General features: G+C 67.3%; 23 protein-coding genes. 7 read left to right on the top strand and 16 right to left on the bottom strand.

Features of this window, described 5'->3' with window-relative positions; translation table 11 throughout:
* Positions 1 to 42 precede the first annotated feature (42 nt).
* Positions 43 to 1407 (top strand): FAD-dependent oxidoreductase, encoded by a 1365-nt coding sequence (locus tag MNAB215_RS11300; protein WP_077081933.1) that lies wholly within the window; start codon positions 43 to 45, stop codon positions 1405 to 1407.
* On the opposite strand, the gene MNAB215_RS11295 is transcribed toward MNAB215_RS11300, so the two are convergent.
* Genes MNAB215_RS11295 through carD form a run of 6 tightly spaced genes read right to left on the bottom strand, consistent with a single transcriptional unit; the run spans position 1344 to position 6393 of the window.
* Entirely contained in the window at positions 1344 to 2285 is a 942-nt protein-coding gene (locus MNAB215_RS11295; protein ID WP_245830257.1) for a glycerophosphodiester phosphodiesterase, read from the bottom strand. The two genes, MNAB215_RS11300 and MNAB215_RS11295, sit on opposite strands and share 64 nt — an antisense overlap.
* 34 nt (positions 2286 to 2319) lie before the next feature.
* Positions 2320 to 3249, bottom strand: coding sequence for a 23S rRNA (guanosine(2251)-2'-O)-methyltransferase RlmB (rlmB, locus tag MNAB215_RS11290; RefSeq protein WP_077078939.1), 930 nt, complete (start codon positions 3247 to 3249; stop codon positions 2320 to 2322).
* Positions 3249 to 4658 carry a cysteine--tRNA ligase gene (gene cysS / locus MNAB215_RS11285; RefSeq protein ID WP_077078938.1) on the bottom strand — a complete coding sequence of 470 codons (1410 nt, stop codon included), beginning with the start codon at positions 4656 to 4658 and terminating at the stop codon, positions 3249 to 3251. Before cysS ends, rlmB begins: the two co-directional genes overlap by 1 nt.
* 49 nt (positions 4659 to 4707) lie before the next feature.
* Positions 4708 to 5187: a 2-C-methyl-D-erythritol 2,4-cyclodiphosphate synthase gene (gene ispF / locus MNAB215_RS11280; RefSeq protein WP_108637752.1), complete on the bottom strand. Its 480-nt coding sequence runs from the start codon at positions 5185 to 5187 to the stop codon at positions 4708 to 4710.
* A gap of 5 nt (positions 5188 to 5192) precedes the next feature.
* Complete coding sequence (ispD, locus tag MNAB215_RS11275; protein WP_077078936.1) at positions 5193 to 5867, bottom strand: 2-C-methyl-D-erythritol 4-phosphate cytidylyltransferase; 675 nt, start codon at positions 5865 to 5867, stop codon at positions 5193 to 5195.
* Between the two features lie 37 nt (positions 5868 to 5904).
* Positions 5905 to 6393: an RNA polymerase-binding transcription factor CarD gene (gene carD, locus MNAB215_RS11270; RefSeq protein ID WP_007166539.1), complete on the bottom strand. Its 489-nt coding sequence runs from the start codon at positions 6391 to 6393 to the stop codon at positions 5905 to 5907.
* A 333-nt stretch (positions 6394 to 6726) separates the two neighbouring features.
* Between carD and MNAB215_RS11265 the strand changes: the two genes are divergently transcribed.
* The 3 genes from MNAB215_RS11265 to disA are packed head-to-tail and all read left to right on the top strand — an operon-like array spanning position 6727 to position 9826.
* A complete protein-coding gene (locus tag MNAB215_RS11265) occupies positions 6727 to 7272 on the top strand; it encodes a copper chaperone PCu(A)C domain-containing protein (RefSeq protein WP_108637751.1) in 546 nt (181 codons plus the stop codon).
* A gap of 59 nt (positions 7273 to 7331) precedes the next feature.
* Positions 7332 to 8756, top strand: coding sequence for a DNA repair protein RadA (gene radA, locus MNAB215_RS11260; RefSeq protein ID WP_077078934.1), 1425 nt, complete (start codon positions 7332 to 7334; stop codon positions 8754 to 8756).
* Positions 8753 to 9826, top strand: coding sequence for a DNA integrity scanning diadenylate cyclase DisA (gene disA / locus MNAB215_RS11255; RefSeq protein ID WP_077078933.1), 1074 nt, complete (start codon positions 8753 to 8755; stop codon positions 9824 to 9826). The genes radA and disA overlap by 4 nt, the downstream gene beginning before the upstream one ends.
* Positions 9827 to 9846: 20 nt before the next feature.
* On the opposite strand, the gene MNAB215_RS11250 is transcribed toward disA, so the two are convergent.
* Positions 9847 to 10653: a hypothetical protein gene (locus MNAB215_RS11250; protein WP_108637750.1), complete on the bottom strand. Its 807-nt coding sequence runs from the start codon at positions 10651 to 10653 to the stop codon at positions 9847 to 9849.
* A 104-nt stretch (positions 10654 to 10757) separates the two neighbouring features.
* Positions 10758 to 11375 (bottom strand): carbonic anhydrase, encoded by a 618-nt coding sequence (locus MNAB215_RS11245; protein WP_077081931.1) that lies wholly within the window; start codon positions 11373 to 11375, stop codon positions 10758 to 10760.
* Between the two features lie 30 nt (positions 11376 to 11405).
* Between MNAB215_RS11245 and MNAB215_RS11240 the strand changes: the two genes are divergently transcribed.
* Complete coding sequence (locus MNAB215_RS11240) at positions 11406 to 12293, top strand: HhH-GPD family protein (protein ID WP_077078931.1); 888 nt, start codon at positions 11406 to 11408, stop codon at positions 12291 to 12293.
* 14 nt (positions 12294 to 12307) lie between these two features.
* Here MNAB215_RS11240 and MNAB215_RS11235 read toward each other — a convergent pair whose 3' ends face one another.
* The 8 genes from MNAB215_RS11235 to MNAB215_RS11200 all read right to left on the bottom strand — a co-directional run bounded on the left by MNAB215_RS11235 (position 12308) and on the right by MNAB215_RS11200 (position 20607).
* The gene (locus MNAB215_RS11235; RefSeq protein ID WP_077078930.1) at positions 12308 to 13786 is read right to left on the bottom strand and encodes a hydrogenase large subunit; all 1479 of its coding nucleotides are present in this window, start codon (positions 13784 to 13786) and stop codon (positions 12308 to 12310) included.
* The gene (locus MNAB215_RS11230; protein ID WP_077078929.1) at positions 13783 to 15249 is read right to left on the bottom strand and encodes a proton-conducting transporter transmembrane domain-containing protein; all 1467 of its coding nucleotides are present in this window, start codon (positions 15247 to 15249) and stop codon (positions 13783 to 13785) included. Before MNAB215_RS11230 ends, MNAB215_RS11235 begins: the two co-directional genes overlap by 4 nt.
* Positions 15249 to 15911 (bottom strand): hypothetical protein, encoded by a 663-nt coding sequence (locus MNAB215_RS11225; RefSeq protein WP_077078928.1) that lies wholly within the window; start codon positions 15909 to 15911, stop codon positions 15249 to 15251. The genes MNAB215_RS11230 and MNAB215_RS11225 overlap by 1 nt, the downstream gene beginning before the upstream one ends.
* Complete coding sequence (locus MNAB215_RS11220) at positions 15908 to 16858, bottom strand: respiratory chain complex I subunit 1 family protein (protein WP_077081929.1); 951 nt, start codon at positions 16856 to 16858, stop codon at positions 15908 to 15910. Before MNAB215_RS11220 ends, MNAB215_RS11225 begins: the two co-directional genes overlap by 4 nt.
* Before the next feature lie 5 nt (positions 16859 to 16863).
* A complete protein-coding gene (locus MNAB215_RS11215; RefSeq protein ID WP_083746096.1) occupies positions 16864 to 18840 on the bottom strand; it encodes a proton-conducting transporter transmembrane domain-containing protein in 1977 nt (658 codons plus the stop codon).
* The gene (locus MNAB215_RS11210) at positions 18837 to 19316 is read right to left on the bottom strand and encodes an NADH-quinone oxidoreductase subunit B family protein (protein WP_077078927.1); all 480 of its coding nucleotides are present in this window, start codon (positions 19314 to 19316) and stop codon (positions 18837 to 18839) included. The genes MNAB215_RS11215 and MNAB215_RS11210 overlap by 4 nt, the downstream gene beginning before the upstream one ends.
* Positions 19317 to 19321: 5 nt before the next feature.
* Positions 19322 to 19657, bottom strand: a complete 336-nt coding sequence (locus tag MNAB215_RS11205) for an ArsR/SmtB family transcription factor (protein WP_077078926.1) — start codon at positions 19655 to 19657, stop codon at positions 19322 to 19324.
* A 185-nt stretch (positions 19658 to 19842) separates the two neighbouring features.
* Positions 19843 to 20607 (bottom strand): alpha/beta fold hydrolase, encoded by a 765-nt coding sequence (locus tag MNAB215_RS11200; RefSeq protein WP_077078925.1) that lies wholly within the window; start codon positions 20605 to 20607, stop codon positions 19843 to 19845.
* A gap of 65 nt (positions 20608 to 20672) precedes the next feature.
* On the opposite strand from MNAB215_RS11200, the gene mhuD reads away from it, so the two are divergent.
* On the top strand, positions 20673 to 20993 hold the full coding sequence (gene mhuD, locus MNAB215_RS11195) for a mycobilin-forming heme oxygenase MhuD (protein WP_077078924.1): 321 nt from the start codon (positions 20673 to 20675) through the stop codon (positions 20991 to 20993).
* Positions 20965 to 22332 carry a serine hydrolase gene (locus tag MNAB215_RS11190; protein ID WP_077078923.1) on the top strand — a complete coding sequence of 456 codons (1368 nt, stop codon included), beginning with the start codon at positions 20965 to 20967 and terminating at the stop codon, positions 22330 to 22332. Before mhuD ends, MNAB215_RS11190 begins: the two co-directional genes overlap by 29 nt.
* Positions 22333 to 22336: the final 4 nt, after the last annotated feature.

The following is a 22336-nucleotide window of genomic DNA, read 5'->3' as shown; positions in this document are numbered from 1 at the left end:
GTGGCCAAGATCGGCAATCACGCGGTGGTTCTGGGAGCGAGCATGGCCGGTCTGCTGGCCGCGCGTTCGCTCAGCGAGTTCTTCGAAACGGTCACGGTGGTGGAGCGCGACCCGCTACCCACCTGCCCTGCGGCTCGCCGAGGGGTGCCGCAGGGCAGGCATCTGCATGGACTGCTACCCCGGGGCGCTCACGTCCTCGAGGAGCTGTTTCCCGGCATCCTCGATCAGCTGGTCGAGGACGGTGCGCATTACGTCGACGGCCGGGATCTTTCCCAGGTGCATTACGAGGCAGGTGGGCACGTGCTGGTGCGCGCCGGCAGTGCCCCGTCATTCACCGCTTTTCTCGCGACCCGCCCCTTCTTGGAGGAACACGTCCGCGCCCGGGTGCGCGGCATCGCCAACGTCACGCTGCTGGACGACCACGACGTGGTGGAGTTGATCGCGACGTCCGACTGGCACCGCGTCACCGGCGTCCAGGCGGTCAACCGTCGCACCCGCGACGACGTCAGGCTGAGCGCCGACTTGGTGGTCGACGCCACTGGGCGCGGCTCCCGCGCCCCGATGTGGCTGAACGCCTTTGGCTACGAGAGTCCACGCGAGGACCACGTGGTGGTACAGCTGACCTATGTGAGTCAACTGCTGCGCATCCCACCGGGTGTGCTGCACGAATGGGGCTTCGTCGTCGGGGCCGTGCCGGGCAGGCCGCGCGGGCTGGGCATTCTTCGCTCCGAGAACGACACCTCGATACTGACCGTCTTCGGCATAGCCGGTCACGAGCCACACCCCGACCTGATCTCGATGTGTGAGTTCGTCGAGGACTGCGCACCGCCGCACCTGCTGGCCGCGGTGCGGGCCGCCGAACCCATCGGAGAGACCACGCGGCATCGTCAGCCGTCCAGTCGGTGGCGCCGCTATGACAAGATGCGACGATTCCCGGAGGGCCTGCTGGTCATCGGCGACGCGATCTGCAGCTTCAACCCGATCTACGGCCAGGGCATGACGGTCGCCGCCCTCGAGGCGTTGGCGCTGCGTAGGTGTTTGTCCAACGGCACAAGGGATTTAGCGCAGCGATTCTTCCGCCTTGCGGCGATCCCGATCCGGCAGGCATGGGAGCTGTCGGCCAACCCCGACCTGTCGCTCCCCGAGATCGAGGGCACACCGACATTGCTTACCCGACTGCTCAACGTATACGTCGATCGGGTGCTCACCGCCGCCGAGTACGACCCCGTCGCGGTCGATCACTTCCTCAGGGTGACCTCGTTCATCGACCCCGCCACTCGCCTGCTGCGCCCTGACATGATGTGGCGCGCCGCCCTGGCCAAACAGCGCAGACGCCGCATCCATCAGCCGCCGGGCGGCAACGGCATGCCGAGCCCGGCCAGCACACTACGCAGCAGCGTCGGATAGTCGGTGATCAGCCCGTCGACGCCGTAGCCGATTTGGGCACGCATCGTGTCGGCATCGTTGACGGTCCACGGAATGACCTTGAGCCCCAACGCATGTGCGTGATCGACATACGGTCTTCCGGTGACCAGCTGGTAGTCGGGTGACACGACGTCGGCGCCGATCATCCGCGCACCGATCACCGGGTCGCCGACGGCGTCAACGTCGATCCCGGCCAGCCACGGCGAATCCGGCACCCAGGTCTCCTCGTCATACAAGGCCACCAAGGGAATTGACGGCTCGGCCCGGCGGACCATGGGCAGGGTCCGCCAGTCGAAACTCTCAATCTCCACGGAAGAGACTTTGCCCGCCGCCCGTACGGCGGCCAATATCACGTCGACGAATTCCTGGGGCGCGGCCGAGCTGGTGGGGTGAGCAGCGTCGACCTTGGTTTCGATATTGAAGCGCACCGGCGACCGATACGAATCGGCGAGCGCGAATACTTCGGGCAGGGTCGCTATCTTGTTGCCCCGCACCACCTCAGCACCGGGAAATTCGGCGAGGCGGCGGCCGCAGTCGAGCGTGCGGATCTGTGCGAGGGTGAGCTCGTGTACCAGCTTGCCGACGTAGGGGTATTGCGGATCACCGGCGAATGCCGGCCCGGTATCGCCGCACTTCTCCGCAGCGATCGTCGGATCGTGCCAGACCAGCGGTTGCCCGTCCCTGGTGATTCCGATGTCGAGTTCCAGTGTGCTGACGCCTAATTCAATAGCTTTGGCGAAGGCTCTCAGCGATTCCTCGGTCGTTTCGCCGCGCCCGCCGCGATGTGCCTGCAGGTCGAATCCGGACTCTTGAGCCCACGCATTCGGCACCGGCAGGGCGACCGTGGCGGCTGCCAGCACGCCACACAGTCTCGAGAGCCGGCCGGCCAATCGGTTAATGCCTGCGCTGACGGGAGATCTCGGCGAGCACCACCCCGGCGGCGACCGAGGCGTTCAGCGATTCGGTGTCACCCGCCATCGGGATCGACACCACCTCGTCGCAGGTCTGCCTGACCAACCGCGACAGCCCCTTGCCTTCCGACCCGACGACCACCACCGTCGGGTCGGTGCCGTCCAGGTCGTCGAGCACGGTGCCGCCGTCGGCGTCCAGCCCGATCACCCGCACGCCGCGATCGGCCCAACTCTTCAGTGCCCTAGTGAGATTCGGTGCCCGCGCCACCCGAAGGCGGGCGGCTGCCCCGGCGCTGGTGCGCCAGGCCACCGCCGTCACCGAGGCCGAACGCCGCTGCGGTATCAGCACGCCGTGGCCGCCGAACGCCGCGACCGAGCGAACGATCGCGCCGAGATTTCGCGGATCGGAGATATTGTCCAGCGCCACCAACAGCGCGGGCGGCGACGCGAGCGCGGAGTCGAGCAGATCGTCGGGGTGGGCGTAGTTGTACGGGGGCACCTGCAGCGCGATGCCCTGGTGTAGATGGTTGGCAGTCATCCGGTCCAGATCGGTGCGCGGCACCTCCAGGATCGCAATGCCTGAATCTGCTGCCCTACTTACGGATTCGGTGAGCCGCTCGTCGGCTTCGGTACCTAGTGCAACGTAGAGCGCGGTCGCCGGGACACCGGCGCGCAGGCATTCGAGCACCGGGTTGCGTCCAAGTACCGTCTCGCTTTCGTCGGTGCGTTTAGCCGGCCGGCGCTGTTGCGGTTTGGCGCGCTTGGCGGCGGGATGGTTCGGGCGCATATGCGCAGGCGGTGTGGGACCGCGGCCTTCCAGGCCGCTGCGACGCTGGCCACCGGAGCCCACGGTGGGGCCCTTCTTGGAGCCGGCTTTGCGGATCGCCCCCTGCCGCTTCGAATTGCCGGCCATTACTTGTCGTCACCCGCCAACAGCTCCCACTGCGGCCCATCGGCGGTGTCGGTGACCTCGATGCCCGCGAGCTTGAGCCGGTCCCGAATCTCGTCTGCCAGAGCCCAATTCCGCTGCTCGCGCGCCTGCTGCCGGCTTTCCAGCTCGGCCTGCACTAGCACGTCGACGGCCGCGAGTGCGGCCGAGGTCTCGTCGCGCGATTCCCAGCGTTCGTCGAGCGGATCGCACCCAAGGATGCCCATCATCGCTCGTATCGCGCCGGCGTTGGCCAGGGCACCGTCATGGTCGCCCGCGTCGAGCGCGCGATTACCCTCTGCGCGAGCGTGGTGGATTTCGGCCAACGCGATCGGGACCGCCAGATCGTCGTCGAGCGCTTCGCCGAATCGCGGCGTCGGTTCCCCGGGGACGACGGCACCGATCCGAACCCGGACGCGATGCAGGAAGTCCTCCACTCCCACATAGGCTTTGACCGCATCCTGCAGGGCGGTTTCGGAGAATTCCAGCATCGACCGGTAGTGCGCGCTGCCCAGGTAGTAGCGAAGTTCGGCGGGCCGGACCCGCTGCAACATCGCCGGTATGGACAACACGTTGCCCAGCGACTTGCTCATCTTCTCCCCGCCCAGCGTCACCCACCCGTTGTGCAGCCAGTAGCGGGCGAACCCATCGCCCGCAGCGCGACTCTGCGCGATTTCATTTTCATGATGCGGGAACACCAAATCCATTCCACCACAATGGATATCGAACTCAGGCCCGAGATAGGTACGGGCCATCGCCGAGCATTCCAGATGCCAGCCCGGGCGGCCGCGGCCCCACGGCGAGGGCCACGAGGGCTCGCCGGGTTTCTCGCCCTTCCACAGGGTGAAATCGCGCTGGTCGCGCTTGCCGGTGGCCACACCCTCGCCTTGATGGACGTCGTCGATCTTGTGGCCGGACAGCTGGCCGTACTCCGGGAAACTGACCACGTCGAAGTAGACGTCACCGCATGCGGCGTACGCATGGCCATTTTCGATCAAGCGTTCCATTAATTCGACCATCTGCGTGATGTGCCCGGTCGCCCGCGGCTCCGCCGACGGCGGCAGCACATCGAGCGCGTCGTAGGCCGCCGTGAACGCCCGCTCGTAGGTGGCCGCCCATTCCCACCACGGACGGCCCGCCGCGGCGGCCTTGGCGAGAATTTTGTCCTCGATGTCGGTGACATTGCGGATGAACGCGACGTCGTAACCGCGCGCCGCCAACCAGCGGCGCAGGATGTCGAAGGCCACCCCGCTGCGGACGTGCCCGATGTGCGGCAGCCCCTGCACGGTGGCGCCACAGAGGTAGATGGAGACGTGCCCTTCGCGCAGCGGAACGAATTCGCGCACAGCACCGGCCGCGGTGTCGTGGAGGCGCAAGCGGCCGCGTTCGGTCACGACGTGCCAGCTTACCCGCTGGTAGTGATTCTCCCGCCGCTGCGCGGGCCTAACCGGTGGCGACGACCAACGCGGTCGCGACGGCGGCCAGCCCCTCGCCGCGTCCGGTCAGGCCAAGCCCGTCGGTCGTCGTCGCCGACACCGACACCGGCGCGGCCAGCAGACCCGACAGCAGCTGCTGCGCCTCGGCGCGCCGCGGTCCGATCTTTGGCCGGTTGCCGATCACCTGGACGGCGGCGTTTCCGACCCGATAACCCTGCTCAGAGAGCAGGTCGACGACGTGGCGCAGCATGTCGGCGCCACTGACGCCCTTCCAGCGCGGATCGTCGACCCCGAACACCGCGCCGATATCGCCCAGCCCGGCGGCCGACAACAGGGCGTCGCACAGCGCGTGTGCGGCCACGTCGCCGTCCGAGTGTCCCGCGCAGCCGTCGGCGTCGGGAAACAGCAGCCCTACCAGCCAGCAGGGCCGCCCGGATTCGATGGGATGCACATCGGTGCCCAGGCCGACCCTTGGCAGCGGCGGCAGCCCCGTCACCGGCGCACTATCGCTTGAGCCAGCAGCAGGTCCAGGGCGGTGGTGATCTTGAACGCCAGCGGATCGCCGTCGACAACCTGGACCTGCCCGCCGACATGCTCGACAAGCGACGCGTCGTCGGTGAAACCCGCCCCGGCGGCCTGCGCAGCGCGCTGATAGGCCCGCAGCAATAGATCGGTGGCGAATCCTTGCGGAGTCTGCACCGCCCGCAGGCCGGCCCGCTCCGGCGTGCCCAGGACCGCACCGTTGGCATCCACGGCCTTGATGGTGTCAGACACGGGCAGCGCGGGTACGACGGCGCCATGACCGGCCCGCAACGCCTCGACCACGCGCACGATCAGACCCGGCGGCGTCAGCGCCCGGGCGGCATCGTGCACCAACACGAACTCCGGTTCACCGGACAAGGCCGCCAGGGCCAGCCTCACGGATTCGGTGCGGCCGGGGCCACCGGCGACGACGGAGGCCTGGCCGGCTAAGAGCTGCTTGGCCTCATCTGTGCGGTCGGCAGGGACCGCCACCACGATATGGTCGACGACCTGCGACTCCCGCAGGCCCGCGACCGCGCGCTCGAGCAGGGTGCGCCCTTCGAGTGAACAAAATGCTTTCGGGATGCCCGCGGCCAGCCGTTCGCCCGACCCTGCGGCCGGTACTACTGCAGCGACTGTGCCCAAGGCGCCGGTTTCCCCCGACTAGAGAGCCTCAGGCTCTTCAGGAAGCGGCGGCCAGAACCTCGTCGAGGATGGTCTCCGCTTTGGCGTCATCGGTGCTCTCGGCCAAGGCCAACTCACCGACCAGGATCTGCCGCGCCTTGGCCAGCATGCGCTTCTCGCCGGCCGACAGACCACGTTCCTGGTCGCGACGCCACAGATCACGCACGACCTCGGCAACCTTGTTGACGTCACCGGAGGCAAGCTTTTCGAGATTGGCCTTGTAGCGGCGGGACCAGTTGGTCGGCTCTTCGGTGTGGGGCGCGCGCAAAACCTGGAAAACCTTGTCCAGACCTTCCTGGCCTACGACATCGCGAACACCGACGTACTCGGCGTTGTCAGCGGGCACTCGAACGGTCAGGTCTCCCTGAGCCACCTTCAGGACGAGATACTCTTTTTGCTCCCCTTTGATGGTGCGGGTTTCGATCGCCTCGACTAACGCAGCACCGTGATGTGGATAGACAACGGTATCGCCGACCTTGAAGATCATCTGATTCGAGCCCCTTTCGTTACTTCATTCTAACACGTTGGCCCAACAAGCGCGAAGCAACGTTGCAGGTCAGGGGCACAACATGCGCGTATTAGGGGTTGACAGGCAGGACAAGACGTGCACTGAGACACACTACCAACGCAGTTGTGGACAGCTACGGCGGCCCCATTGCGGTGCTCGGCGCTGGTCGTGGGCCGGTCTTGCTCCCTGCGCTACCGCTGACAGGACGTACCTACTACTGTGCATAGTTGCACGGTTGAGCCCGCTGGATCGTGCCGCGACTTGCCCTTATCCGCATTTGGCCGACCCAGCAGGAGGCATTGAGTGAACCGCATCAGGACCGGCCTCCCGATCCGCTTGTCCACCCGGGTCGCCCTCGTCGGCCTGGCCGCGCTATTCGCGGCCGTGCTCACCGGTTGCGGAGCCGGACAAATTGCGCAGACGGCGGTCCAAGAACCCGCGGTCAACGGCAACAGGACCACGATCAACAACATCGCGCTGCGCAACGTCCGCATCCAGGCCGTGCAGCCCAACGACTTCATCCAGGCCGGCCGGACCGTCGAGCTGGTATTGGTGGCGGTGAACCAGTCCCCCGATGTCGCGGACCGACTGGTCGGGATCAGCAGCGACATCGGAACGGTGACCGTGACCGGGGATGGTCGCGTGCCCGCCAGCGGGATGCTGTTCATCGGTAGGCCCGACGGCCAGAACGTGGCGCCGGGTCCGCTCGACTCCAACAACGCCGCCAAGGCGACGGTGAACCTGGTCAAGCCCATCTCGAACGGCCTCACCTATAACTTCACCTTCACGTTCGAAAAGGCCGGCCAGGGCAGCGTGAGCGTGCCGATTTCGGCCGGGTTGGCGCCGCACGAGGGCTGACCGGCGCGTCCCGGCCCCAACACCGGGGAGTTGTCGCACCGTCCCGTTACCGTCATGGCGTGGCACAAGCGCGTTCGCAATATCGCTGCTCGGAATGCCGCCATGTCACCGCCAAATGGGTGGGCCGCTGCCTGGAATGCGGCACGTGGGGCACCGTCGACGAGGTAGCCGTCCTCAGCGCGGTCGGCAGCGGTCGTCGCGCGGCGAATCCGGCCTCGCAAGCGGTTCCGATCAATTCCATCGAGCCCAACTCCAGCCGGCATCGCGCCACGGGCGTCGGCGAGCTCGACCGGGTGCTGGGCGGCGGAGTGGTACCCGGCTCGGTGACGCTGCTGGCGGGCGACCCCGGCGTCGGAAAATCGACGCTGCTGCTCAAGGTCGCCCACCGCTGGGCGCAGTCCGGCCACCGCGCGCTGTACATCTCCGGTGAGGAAGCGGCCGGACAGATCAGGTTGCGCGCGGACCGCATCGGCTGCGGCTCGGACGAGGTCTACCTCGCCGCCGAATCCGACGTGCACACGGTGCTGGACCACATCGATACGGTCAAGCCGTCGCTGGTCATCGTGGACTCGGTGCAAACCATGTCGACCACGCAGGCCGACGGCGTCGCCGGCGGGGTGACCCAGGTGCGCGCCGTCACGGCCGCGCTCACCGCGGCAGCGAAGGCGAACGGCGTCGCGCTGATCCTAGTTGGCCACGTCACCAAGGACGGGGCCATCGCCGGTCCGCGCTCGCTGGAGCATCTCGTCGACGTGGTGCTGCATTTCGAGGGCGACCGCAACGGCACGCTGCGCATGGTCCGCGGGATCAAGAACCGATTCGGCGCCGCCGACGAAGTCGGGTGCTTTACGTTGCACGACAACGGAATCGAGGGCGTCACCGACCCGTCGAGCCTGTTCTTGGATCAGCGCCCGACGCCCGTTGCCGGGACGGCGATCACGGTGTCGCTCGATGGCAAGCGGCCGCTCATCGGCGAGGTCCAGGCGTTGCTGGCGACACCTAACGGCGGCTCGCCGCGCCGCGCCGTCAGCGGCATCGACCATTCCCGCGCCGCGATGATCACCGCCGTGCTGGAGAAGCACGCCCGGGTGAACGTGGGCGCCAACGACATCTACCTGTCCACGGTCGGCGGCATGCGGTTGACCGATCCGTCCTCGGACCTCGCGGTCGCGGTCGCGCTGTCCTCGGCCTACGCGGATCTACCGCTACCGACCACCGCGGTGATGATCGGCGAGGTCGGGCTGGCCGGCGATCTGCGGCGGGTCAACGGGATGGATCGGCGGCTGGCCGAAGCCGCACGGCAGGGCTTCACCACCGCGCTGATACCGGACGGAGACGACCCGCGACGCGAGATCGTGCCGAAGGGGTTGCGGGCGTTGCGCGCGCCGACCATCGCCGTGGCGTTGCAGCACATGCTGAAAATCGCCGAGCGCCGCGACGGCTGGACGCGCGACGCAATTGGGCCGCACAATGACACGCTGTGAGCCGTCCGACCCTGCGTGAGACTGTCGCCCGCCTGGCGCCCGGCACCGGGCTGCGCGACGGCCTGGAGCGCATCCTGCGTGGCCGCACCGGTGCGCTGATCGTCCTTGGCAACGACGAGAACGTCGAGGCCATCTGCGACGGCGGTTTCGCCCTCGATGTCCGCTACGCCCCGACCCGGCTGCGCGAGCTGGCGAAGATGGACGGCGCCGTCGTGCTGTCCACCGACGGCAGCCGCATCGTGCGGGCCAACGTGCAGTTGGTGCCCGACCCGTCCATCCCCACCGACGAATCGGGCACCCGCCACCGCTCGGCGGAACGAGCCGCGATCCAGACCGGTCACCCGGTGATCTCGGTCAGCCACTCGATGAACATCGTCACCGTCTATGTGGGCGGGGAGCGGCACGTGTTGGCCGACTCCGCGCCCATCCTGTCGCGGGCCAACCAGGGCATCGCGACCCTGGAGCGATACAAGGCCAGGCTCGACGAAGTGAGCAGGCAGCTGTCGCGCGCCGAGATCGAGGACTTCGTCACCCTGCGCGACGTGATGACGGTGGTGCAGCGGCTCGAGTTGGTCAGGCGCATCGGCCTGGCGATCGACTACGACTGCGTCGAACTCGGCACCGACGGGCGACAGCTGCGGCTGCAGCTCGAGGAGCTGCTGGGCGGAAACGACATCGCCAGGGAGTTGATCGTGCGCGACTATCACGCCAGCCCCGAGCCATTATCGGACGCACAGCTGACCGCCACGCTGGACGAGCTGGACGCGCTGACGGACACCGAACTGCTGGATTTCACCTTGTTGGCGAAGGTATTCGGATATCCGACGACGACCGAGGCGCAGGATTCAGCGCTGAGCCCCCGTGGCTATCGCGCGATGGCCGAGATTCCCCGGCTGCAGTTCGCCCATGTGGATCTGCTGGTCCGCTCCTTCGGCACGCTGCAGGGCCTGCTGGCGGCCAGCAACAACGATCTGCAATCGGTCGACGGCATCGGCGCCATGTGGGCGCGCCACGTACGCGAAGGGCTATCGCAACTGGCGGAGTCGACGATCGCCGACCCACTCAGCTAGCCAGGCGTTCGGAAGCTCGACTAACCCGAGGGCGAGGGACCGGGAGCAACTCCTGGCGGACCCTCGGGCGGCGGCGCCACGGCCGGCTGACCCGGAACCGGTCCCGGCTGTGGCGGCGGCTGGTTCAGGATGAACGGAACCGCGAGTGAGCGCAGATTGCCCAGCTGCACGACGAGGTTGTAGGTGCCCGGGCCGATCGCCGGGCGCGGGAGCGGGCAATGCGGCGCCGAGCCCATCCCGGTCCAGGTCACCGCGGTCGTCACCTGCTCACCCGGCGTGAACGTCTTGACGAGCGTCTCGTTGGAGGGCGCGCAGTCCAAGTTCGACCACAGCCGCTTGTTGTCCAGCGAGTAGACATAGGCCGCCAGCACCGCGGCGCCCACGTCGCGCTTGCAGGACACCAGCCCGATGTTGGTGACGACCATGGTGAATTTCGGCTGGTCACCGATGAAGTACTGCGGGGCGTTGGTCAGGCCCTTGACGCCGAGCGTCGAATCGGGGCAGTCGTCGCCCTCCTTGAGCACCGGCGGCGGCAGCACGGCGGCCGTCGGCGTCGCGGACTCGGGGTTTTGTCCCTGCGGCGGCGCGACCGGGGTGACGCCTTCCTGCCCGGGCGGCGGTGCCTGCGGCGGGAGCGCCGCCGCAGTGTTTTGAGCCGAGCCGGGTTTGTTGACGCTGGCGGGTTTGGCGCCCGCGTTGCTCCCGACAAAGGCAATGATCGTGGCGACGGCGATGCCGATCACGACAACCGCGATGCCCAGGGCCAGCCCCCTGCGCCGCCAATAGATCTCCGTGGGTAGCGGGCCACGCGGTTCCAGATCCAGCACGATCACACCGTAGGCCCAGGTCACACCGATTTGGCCGATCCTGGTCGGCGTGTCGCCCGGTTAGCTGACAGACCGCCGTGTTAGTGACGGCGTCGACGCCGCGGTTACTCGCCGATATCGCCTTTGTGGTCGACCAACACCGCCCGCCCGTCGGCAAGGTGGTAGGTGATGCCCGCAAGCCCGAGCGTGCCCTCGGACACTCGCTCTGCGATGGCAGAGGACCGCGTCAGCAGCTGGGCCAACGTCTCTTGCACATGCCGGTCCTCGAACTCGTCGACACGGGTGAGGCCGTCCCGCCGGCCCCCCAGGATGGACGGCAAGACGCGCTCCACCACGTCCCGTACGAAGCCGCCGGGGATCGCACCGTCGTCGATCGCACTGATGGTGGCCTTGACGGCGCCGCAGTTGTTATGGCCGAGAACGACGACGAGTGGGACGTCGAGGACCGTCACCGCGTACTCGATGGAACCCAGCACTGCCGAATCGATCGCCTGCCCGGCAGTGCGGACCACGAACACGTCACCAAGGCCCTGATCGAAGATGAGCTCGGCGGCCACCCGGCTGTCCGCGCAGCCGAATATGACCGCGGTCGGCTTCTGGCCGGCCGCCAGGCTGGCCCGATGCGCGACACTCTGGCTGGGATGCAGGGGCTGGCCGGCAACGAATCGCTCGTTACCCTCTTTAAGTGATTTCCATGCGGTTAACGGACTGGTGTTGGGCATGGCAAACATTCTGCGGTGCGGTGGGCGTTAATGCCTAGCCAACCGCACATCCCGGCGGATGAACTTCTGGAGTGGTATGCACGATCGCGCCGCGACCTGCCCTGGCGGGAACCCGGCGTCAGCGCATGGCAGATTCTGGTCAGCGAATTCATGCTGCAACAGACACCGGTGGCCCGGGTGCTGCCGATCTGGACGGACTGGGTGCGCCGCTGGCCCACCCCGTCGGCGACCGCGGCGGCCAGCGCGGCCGACGTGCTGCGTGCGTGGGGCAAGCTGGGCTATCCGCGACGGGCCAAGCGGCTGCACGAGTGCGCCACCGTCATTGCCCGTGAGCACGGCGATGTTGTTCCCGACGACGTGGAAACCCTGCTGGGGTTGCCCGGAATCGGCAGCTATACCGCGCGAGCCGTGGCCTGCTTCGCCTACCGACAGGCGGTGCCGGTGGTCGACACCAACGTGCGCCGGGTGGTGGCACGCGCAGTGCATGGCCTGGCCGACGCAGGTTCCCCGTCCACCACTCGCGACCATGCCATCGTCTCGGCACTACTACCGAAAGATGATGCGGCACCTACCTTTTCGGTGGGATTGATGGAATTGGGCGCCATCGTGTGCACCGCGCGCGCGCCGCGTTGCGGATTGTGTCCACTTAGCGAGTGCGCCTGGCGGCGCGCGGGTTATCCCCCGGCGCAGGGCCCGGCGCGCCGCGTTCAAAGCTACGCGGGGACCGACCGCCAGGTCCGTGGGCTATTGCTAGATGTATTGCGCCTCAGCGACTTTCCGGTCACCCGAGCCCAGCTGGACGTGGCGTGGCTGACCGACACCCGGCAGCGCGACCGAGCGCTGGACTCGTTGCTCGCCGACGGCCTGATCAGCCGGACCGTGGACGGCCTGTTTGCGTTGGCCGGCGAGGGTGACTAGGCGCAGGTTGGGTGTCAGAGATCGTTGCCGGCATAAGACTGGTTGAAGCTTTTGTTGGCCAGTGGGAAGTCGGGGACGATGGTGTCGGCCATCGCGACGGGCAGCGCGGGCCAGTTGAACCAGGACGGGTCGACAATCTTCGCGCGGGTGATGCGATTGGCGGCGTCAATTTCCACGCGGTGGACTATGGTGCCGCGCCAGCCTTCGACGATCCCGATACCGCTTCTCGCTCCATAAAGCGATGGTAGGGATTGGGCATATTCTGTTGGACCGGAGTGTGATTCGATCAGGTGGCACGCCAACGCGGTGGAGACCGCGTATTCGTCGCGCCGCACCGTGTAGCGGGCCAGCACGTCACCCGCGTCGGCGCCGATCTCAGTGACGGGCAGTGCGGTGGTGGGGTGTTCGAGTCGGGCGTCGGTGCGCATGCCGCTGGCGCGCGCGACATAGCCAAGGCAGCCGAGGGCGTCGGCGTCTTCTCGATGCAGGACGGCGGTCCCAGCGAACCGGTCATAGGTGACCGTGTTGCGCAGGGTCAGTTCGGCGATTTCGGCAACATCGGCCGCAACGGACCGCAGCACAGCAGCATCGGGCAGTGCCTGCAGCCTGACCGCGCCGGGACGGACGGCGCCGCGCAGCAGTCGATGTCCGGTGACCGCCGCGTTGACCCGCAACAGTTGTTCTCGGATCCGTTGCGCATGCGCGTTGGCGAGCCCGAATCCGACATCGTTGGCGAGCGCGCCCAAATCGGTGACGTGGTTGTAGAGACGTTCGAGTTCGACGAGCAGGGCCCGCAGTCGGTGTACCTCGTCGGGGAGTTCGACCCCGAGCGCGTCTTCGATGGCGAGGCTGTGGGCGAGCGCGTGTGCAACGGAGGTATCGCCGCTCACGCGTTCCGCCAGGTCGACCGCGCCCTCAGTCGGCCGGCCCTGGAAGAGCTTTTCCAGGCCCCGGTGGACGAACCACAGTCGGGCCTTGAGTCGTAGCACGGTTTCGCCGGCGACCGAGAAGCGGAAATGACCGGGTTCAATCACCCCGGCATGCACGGGACCGACCGGGATGTCGTATACCCCTGGTCCTTCGACGGGGATGAACGGGAAATGGCCAAGGTCTTCGAATTCTGGCGCGGGCCCGGCGTTGTTGCGCATCGGATACCAGTCCTCGGGCCAATGGCCATGCCGCACTAGCCGCCGCGGTTTGGGATGCCCGACGGGCCGAATCCCATACAGGTCCGCCACTTCGCGTTCGAATCTGCTGGCCGCAAACGATAGATACGCCATTGAGCGCACCACCGGATCATCGCTGGGCACAACGCATTCGACTTCCACACGACGATCAGGCCAGCCGGCAAGGAACAGATACACGACCCGCAAGGTATCGCCGTCGTCGTGGGCCGCCACCAGAGCCAGACGAAACCCGTCACCTAGCAGCACTTCAGTCATCTCGGCCAGTCCATCCTGAGATAGCCTGTGGCGCAACCAGTTGTGACTCATGGCGCTGCCCCGACGTTGCCGGCGGCGGCGATGAACAGGTCGGTGAGCGGGCCGGCGGTGATACCGATGGCGATCGACGCCGCGATACCGAGGATCAGGGCCCCCGCCACCGCTCGCGGCACGGCGATCGCCGGCGCGCCGTTGGAGTCGCCGAGCAGGATGCGGCCCGAGTTGCGCGCCAGTGCGGCGAAGGCAACCACGATCAGCAGCATGCCCGCGGCAAGGGCCCAGCTGAGCCGGGCGTCGGCCAGCGAGCGGGCGATGGCCAACTCGCTGGCGAACATCGCGAAGGGCGGCAGCCCGAGCAGCACGATCACACCGACGGCGAGCGATACTCCGATCAGGCGGGACCGCCGCAGCACGGCTGTGATGTCGGCGATCGCAGTGGAGTTGTGCGCGGCCTGCAGCTGGCCGCTTGCCAAGAACAGGACCGTCTTTCCGATCCCGTGAGCGAGCACGTGCAGCAGCAGCGCGGCGATCGCCAGCGTGGTACCGGCCGCGGCGGCGATCGCGATCAGGCCCATGTTCTCCATCGAGGAGTAGGCGAGCATGCGTTTGATGTCGGGCGTCACGGTCAGCATCAGGGCCGCGATCAGCAGCGTCGCCAGCCCGATCACCAGCAACCCCGACCGCATGAAGGTCGGCCCAGTAGCGGCGTCGATGATCGGCTTGATGCGAATCAGCACCGAGAACGCCACCGACAGCAGCACCCCGCTCATCAGCGCCGAAACGGGCGCCGGGGCCTGGCTGTGCGCGTCGGCCAACCAGGTGTGGAACGGAAACAGCCCGGCCTTGGCGCCGTAGCCGATCAGCAGCAGCCCGCCGGCCAGGCGAGCGGTACCGGGATCCAGCACGCCCGCGTGTGCCATCAGCACGTCGATGTTCAGGGCCGCGTTGGCCGGCGCGCCGGCACGCTCGGCGGCGTAGTACAGCAGCACGGTGCCGAGAAACGCCATCGCGATGCCGACCGAGCAGATCACGACGTATTTCCAGGTCGCTTCGAGTGCCGTGCGGGTGCGGCGGTGTCCGACCAGGAAGGCGGTGATCACCGTGGTGGCTTCGATGGCGACCCAGATGACGCCGATGTTGTTGGCGCACAAAGCAACAACCATCGCGGCAAGGAACGCCGATGTCAGCGCCCCATACACTCGGGCACCGCGGGCGTCGGTGTGACCGTGGGCGAGTTCGGCATCGAGGTAGCCGAGGCTGGCCCAGGTGGCCAGGGTGGCCACGATTCCGATGACGATCAGCATGGTGACGGACAGCGCGTCGACGCGCAACAGCCCGCCCAACGTGAACCGGGTCCCCGATCCGAGCTGAAAGCCCAGCGCCGCGCCACATCCCAGCACCGTTAACGCCGAGAGGACGATCAGCGTGGCGGTCGCCCGGCGCCACCCGCCGATCAGGGTCGCGATCGACGCACCAATCGGAGCGAGGATCGCGGCGAGCAATAGACCGGTCATCAGTCGTGAAGCTCCTGTAACGCATCCAGGGAAGCGCCGCCGAAAGCGCGAGACAGCCGGCCGGTCAGAACACCGATCACGATGACCGCGAACAGCACGTCCAGGGAGGCGCCGAGTTCGACGATCAGCGGCACCCCGGCAGTGAGGAGGAACGCGGTCGCGGCGATTCCGTTGTCCAACATCAGAAATCCCGCGGCCTGTGACACCGCGTGTCGCCGCGTGACCATCACCAACAGCGCGATGAGCACCGCCGCGGTCGCGGCCGGGACGGCGTTCGTCGAGGCCGCCGGCTGCAGGTTCACCAAGGGCCGAACGGCAGCGAACGCGGCCAGTGTCAGGGCGGCGGTGATCAGCAGCGATGTGGCGGTGTTCACCAGCGGGGTGGCTTCCCGGTTGGTTTGCGGCTCGGCGCCGACTGCGCGGGCCAGCAACCGCGGCAATACCGCAGCCCGCAACAGCAACACGGCAAAACCGACACCGAGGAGCGCGCCATCGCGGTCGTACACCCCGCGCAGCAGGGGGATGGCGGCCAGCGCCACGCCCTGACACGCCAGCAGACGACCGATGGCCGCGAGGTCGCGGCGCCATACGATCAGCACCGCCGACAAGATCAGCCCGCCCGCGGCGAGGTCCACCAGTACCGTGAAGGTGTTGTACGTCATGCTGGCACCGCGAAGAAGTCGGCGGCGATGACTGCGAGCAGCGCCAGTAGAAATGACCCGGCCAGCAGCTCGGGAACCCGGAACAGCCGCAGCTTGGCGACGAAGACCTCGACGGTTGCCAGCACGCCCGCCAGCACGGCGACCTTGGCCACCACCGCTGCGACGCCCACGACGATCTCAAGAGCGCTCGGCCGGCCGCCGGCAATGCCCCACGGCGCAAACAGATTTGCCAGCAGTGCCAGGAGGACGGTCAGTCGCATCCCGGTCGCCCACTCGACCAGTGCCAGGCGCGGACCGGCGTATTCGAGGACCATCGCTTCATGCACCATTGTCAGCTCGAGATGGGTAGCCGGATTGTCCACCGGCAGCCGTCCGGTCTCGGCGACGATCACGATCACCAGCGCGGCGAATGCCAGCACCGCGGCCAGCGACACGACCTGCCCGGGATGGGTGATGGTATGCGCTACCAGGGCACCGAGATTGGCCGATCCCGCCGGCATGGACAGCGCGAAGACCGCGAGCAAAATTGTGGGTTCGACCAGCGCGGCGATGGTGATCTCGCGGCTGGCACCCATGCCGCCGAACGAGGTGCCGGTGTCGATGCCGGCCAGCGTGAGCGCGACCGTGCCCACGAACAGCAGGCCGACCACGGCGAACAGGTCCGCGCTGGAATCCAGTGGCGATCCGGTGGCGACCAGCGGCGCGATCGCGGCGATCAGCAATGTCGATCCGGCGACGATGGCGGGCGCGGCCGCGAACACCACCGTCGTGCCGAGCGGGGTGATCTGTTGTTTCCCAAGCTGTTTGATGATATCGCGCCATGGTTGCAGGACACCGCCGCCGACGCGGCCCTCCCAACGTGCGCGCACCTGCCGGGTAAGGCCGACGACCAGCGGCGCCCCGATCATCACGGTAGCGATCTGCGCCGCGCCCGCGACGTAGGACAGGACGTTCATCGGGCTACCACCAGCACGATCAACACACCGAGCGCACCGTAAGCCAGATACAGGTGCACGCTGCCGGTGTGGGCGCGCCGCATCAGTCCCGCCGCAGCCGCCACCGCCTGGATCACCGGCGTGTAGCAGCGCTCCTCGATCGCATCGGCGATTCTGCTGCGGTAGGTGATCTTGTCAGCCAGGTAGCGCGATTCGGGTGTGTGAGTGACCTCGATATCGGTGTCCGGACGCAGGACGTCACCGAAAACCCGTTGCAGCGGCTCGGCGAACGACGTGGCGGTGTACTGCATGCGTGCGGTGAGATCGTCCGCGCCGCATGCCCATAGCGGCAATGTCACGGGTGCCGGCCGCCGCCCGCGACGCCAACGGGTGAGCGCAGCGGCGGTCAGCGCGGCCACACCGACGCCCGCGGCGATCACCCCGGGTGCGATCGACCCCTGCAGGCCGGGCAGTCGCACCACGGCGCCGAGACCCGTTGACTCCACCGTCCGGGCTGCGGGTAGCGCAGCGACCGCCCGACGCAGCGCGGGCGCGAAAACCGAGGGCACCACCGCCAGCACCAGACAGAAGGCCGCCGCGATTCCCATACCGGCCAGCATGCTGCCGGGTGCCTCGCGGGCCTCGGCGGCTTCCTGGCTGCGCGGCCGCGCGAGGAATCCGATCCCGAATGCCTTGACCATCGCAGCCACCCCCAGGCCCGTGGTGAGCGCAACCGCGCCGACCGCCAGCGGTGTGGTCAGAGCCAGGACGGTGGAATGCCCGGCGGCCGTGTGGATCAGGGACTGGACCAGCAGCCACTCGCTGACGAAACCGGCGCCCAGGGGCAGCCCGCACGCCCCGAGCGCGGCGACCCCGAACAGGGTGGTGGTCGCCGGCATCCGGCGCGCCAGGCCGCCCAGCCGGTCGAGGTCCCGAAGCCCGGTCGCGGCCAGCACCGACCCGGCCGCCAGGAATCCGAGGCTTTTGAACGCCGCATGCGCGATCAGGTGCAACATGGCCGCGGTCGCGGCGATCGTCGCCGGCCCCGACGCTCCGGAGGCCGCGAACAAGGTCGCAGCCCCCAAAGCCAGCGTGATCAAGCCAAGGTTTTCGGTCGTCGAATAGGCAAGCAGCCGTTTGATATCCGTAGCCACCGAAGCCTCCACAACGCCGTAGAGCGCCGACACGCCGCCGACAACCATCAGGGCGAGCCCCCACCAGCGCGGACCCGGCCCGAGTAGTTGCAGGTCGAAACGACAGATGCCATAGACACCCAGGTTGACCATCGCCGCACTCATCAGGGCCGACACCGGGCTGGGCGCCTCCGGGTGGGCGCGCGGCAACCAGGCGTGCAGCGGAACCAGCCCGGCCTTGGACCCGAACCCCGCCAGCGTCAACAGAAAGACGGCAGTGGAGGCACCCTGCGGTATCCGGTGTAAATCGGCGAACCGGTCTGCGCCGCCGGCTGCCGACAAGACCATCAGCCCGACCAGGATCGCCACGAACCCCAACTGGGTCATCACCGCGTGCACCAATGCGGCGGAGCGAACCTGCGCGCGGGTGTGCCCGGCCAGCACCAACACCAACGACGCGACCGCCATGAGCTCCCACGTCAACAAAAACGTGGTCACCGACCCCGCGGCGGTAACCAGCAGCATCGCCGCGACAAACATCGGCAACAAGGCCAGTGGGACCCGACCCAGATGCCCGCGCCGCCCATACCCGATCACATACAGTCCGACCGCGACCGCGACCGCCCCGGTGAGCGTCATAAAAAACCCGCCGAGCGGATCGAGCGCGAGTTGCACCCCCGACAGGGGAAGTAACCACCCGATTTGGAGTGCGTGAACCGACCCAAACATCCCCAGCGCGCCTGCCCACACCCCGCTCGCACCGACCAGTGACGTCAGCCCACCCGAAATGACGGAGCTGAAATCCTTGCGATACAGCAGATTTGGCTGGACCACCGCAGTGGTCGCCAGCCCGGTTGTCATTTGCCGGTCACCGATCGCAGAGCCGCAACGATGTCGCTCGGCGTCGGCGGGCATCCCGGGATTTCCACATCGACGGGCACCACCTCGTCCACTGCGCCGACCACGCCGTAGGCGTCCGCGAAGACTCCTCGGTTCAGGGCGCAGTCCCCACAGGCGATCACCAGCCGCGGTCGCGGCGTGGCGTCGATCGTGGTGCGCAACGGACCGGCCATGTTGTGTGTCACGACGCCGGTCACCAGCAATGCGTCCGCGTGGCGCGGGGACGCCACCAGCCTCGCGCCGAACCGCTCGGCGTCGTACACCGGTCCGAACGCGCCCGAGATCTCCACCTCGCACCCATTGCACGAACCGGCGTCGACGTGCCGGACCTGAAGTGAACCACGCACTCCCGCAGGGGGGTTCATCAACGATTGCGGTGCGGGTTCCGCGGGCTCCGCGATCCGACCGACCCGGAACGCTTTGGAAATCCAGCCCATGGACGCTACTCCCCGCCGCCGGCTCGCAGGCCCTCCAACACCGCGACGCGATCGCGAAGCACCCCGGTGAGAACCTTGCGCGCCACCATCATAAGTTCGGCGATATCCGGGGAGGCGATCGAGTAGATCATCGTGTTGCCGTCCCGTTGCGCGTCGACCACCCCGGCCCGGCGCAGAATGCCCAGCTGCTGGGACAGATTCGAAGACTCCACGCCGACCTCGGGCAGCAACTCAGCGACCGATTTGTCGCCCGTCACGAGAAGCTCCAGAATCCGGATCCGCGCCGGATGTCCCAACGTCTTGAACAACTCGGCCTTGACCTTGTACAGCGGCTTGGACACGGCACTGATCTCCTGAAGAATACAAAGTTTCTATATTCGAACAATTGAAGAATTTATCATATTATTCGACGACGTTCGCGGGCCACGTCTGACGCGGGGTCGCCGAGCGCTCACCCGCGCGCAGCCCTAGGGGGATGCCAAGACTTTGCAGACGGGGCGGCCACCATCGGCCCGACCGGCGATACTCAGGCGCGTTCGCCGGCGAGGAATGACTCGACCGCCCGGCGATACACCTCCGGCGCTTCGTCATGAACCAGGTGCCCGGCTTCCGGGACGGCCAAATATGTTGTGGCGGAATGATTTTTGTTCATCTCTTGCATCTGACCGGGCGGGGTCACCGAATTACCGGCCTCGATGAGCAGGGCAGGCGCCCGCACCGCCAGCCACTGCGCCCAGTAGTCGCGGGTGCCCCACTCGGCCGCGATCTCGATCCATCGCGACGTGTGCCCGTGCAACCGCCATCCGCTGTCGGTGCGGTCGAAGGCCTCCAGAAAATAGCGGCCGGCAACGGGACCAAATTCACCGAATACCTGTTCAGCGGAGTCGAATTCAACCGGAAGCGCATGCAACCACGGCTCCCATGGACCGGTGGTGCGGCCGCGGAAATCCGGCGCCATGTCTTCGATGACCAAGGCCGACACCAGGTCTGGACGCGCAGCGGCAAGACACCACGAATGCAGACCGCCCATCGAATGCCCGACGAGCCGGGCCGGCGCCCCCAACGCGCTCACGGCATCGCCCAGATCGGCGACGAACCGCTCGGTGCTGATCGGATGCGGGTCGTCGACGTCGCGGCCCCGGTGCCATGGCGCATCGTAGGTGTAGACGGTGCCCAGCCGAGTCAGCCAACCGAGCTGCCGCGACCACGTGGTGCCCCGGCCCATCAAGCCGTGCACCAGCACCAATGGCTCACCTCGGCCGCCGCGGCAGGTCAACAGGTCGCGGGTCATCTCACCATCTTGCGTGCCACGACCTAGAGCGGGACAGGCGAGGGGGGCGCGGTAGCCTAACGGGCATGCCGCCAGTGGTAAAGATCAATGCAATCGAAATACCCGCCGACGCTGGCCCTGAGCTGGAGAAGCGGTTCGCCCACCGCGCTCACGCCGTGGACAACCAGCCCGGCTTCCTCGGCTTTCAGCTGCTGCGCCCGGTCAAGGGTGAGAACCGCTACTTCGTGGTGACACAGTGGGAGTCCGATGAAGCATTCCAGGCGTGGGCGAATGGGCCCGCCATCGAAGCCCATGCCGGCCAGCGCGCCAACCCGGTGGCGACTGGCGCGTCGTTGCTGGAATTCGAGGTCGTCATGGATGTCACCGGGAAGAAGCCCACTGCATAAGCGACACCCGGCGCGGCGGCGCGTGCTTGCCGTCACCGCAGTCACCGCACTCGTCGCGACCCTGACACCGGGTTGCGCGCCCTCGCCATCCCCGCAAGCGAATGCGGCGAACCCGTCCCGTCCGATCGACACCAGGACTCCCCCGGGCCTGCGCGCGCAGCAGACCATGGACATGCTCAACTCGGACTGGCCCATCGGCCCGGTCGGCGTTCGCACGCTGGCCGCGCCGAGCAAGGTCGATTCGGTGGAAACCACCATGGAAGGGCTGTGGTGGGATCGCCCCTTCACCCTTGACGGCGTGGACATCACCGCCAGCGCGGCCACGCTGCACCTCACCTCGTCCTACGGCGCGCGACAAGACATCCGGATTCACACCGACGACCTCGGGGAGGTTGACGGGTTCGATCTCGAGACCCTGCCCCCGACCATCAACTCATGGCACGACGTCGACGCGGTGCTGAGCAAGACCGGCGCCCGCTACTCCTACCAGGTTGCCAAGGTCGACGACGGTCACTGCGACCCCGTACAGGGCACCAACACCAGCGAATCTCTGCCACTGGCATCGATTTTCAAGCTGTACGTGTTGCACGCGCTGGCGACCGCCGTGCGCAACCACACGGTGTCCTGGGACGATCAGTTGACGGTCACCGAGAAGAGCAAGGCCGTTGGTTCTTCGGGCTTGGCTTTGCCTGTGGGAGCACACGTCTCGGTGCGGACCGCCGCGGAGAAGATGATCGCCACCAGTGACAACATGGCGACCGACTTGCTGATCGAACGGATGGGCCCGCAGGCTATCGACGCCGCGCTCGCCTCGGCTGGCCATCACGATCCGGCCAGCATGACACCCTTCCCCACCATGTACGAGATGTTCTCCATCGGCTGGGGCCAGCCCGATCTGCGCACACAGTGGCAGCAGGCGTCCCCGCAGGGCCGCGCCGCACTGCTGGAACAGGTGAATTCGGCTCCCTACCAACCTGATCCGATGCATGCGCACACGCCGGCCTCCGCCTACGGCGCCGAATGGTACGGCAACGCCCAAGACATCTGCCGCGTCCACGCGGCGCTGCAGGCCGACGCGGTCGGCGAGGCCGCGCCCGTCAAGCAGATCATGTCAGCCGTATCGGGTATCCAGCTGGATCGGAATGTCTGGCCGTACATCGCCGCGAAAGCCGGTGGGCTGCCGGGGGATTTGACCTTCAGCTGGTATACCGTCGACAAGACGAAGCAGCCGTGGGTGGTCAGCTTCCAGCTCAACTGGCCCCGCGACCACGGGCCGAAGGTGACCGGCTGGATGCTGCAGTTGGCCAAACAGGTCTTCGGGTTGATCGCACCGCAGTAGCGCT

The sequence above is a fragment of the Mycobacterium numidiamassiliense genome, from assembly GCF_900157365.1.
GTDB classification, from domain to species: domain Bacteria; phylum Actinomycetota; class Actinomycetes; order Mycobacteriales; family Mycobacteriaceae; genus Mycobacterium; species Mycobacterium numidiamassiliense.
Note: the sequence above shows the minus strand (reverse complement) of the source record. Positions and strands in the feature narration are given on the sequence as shown.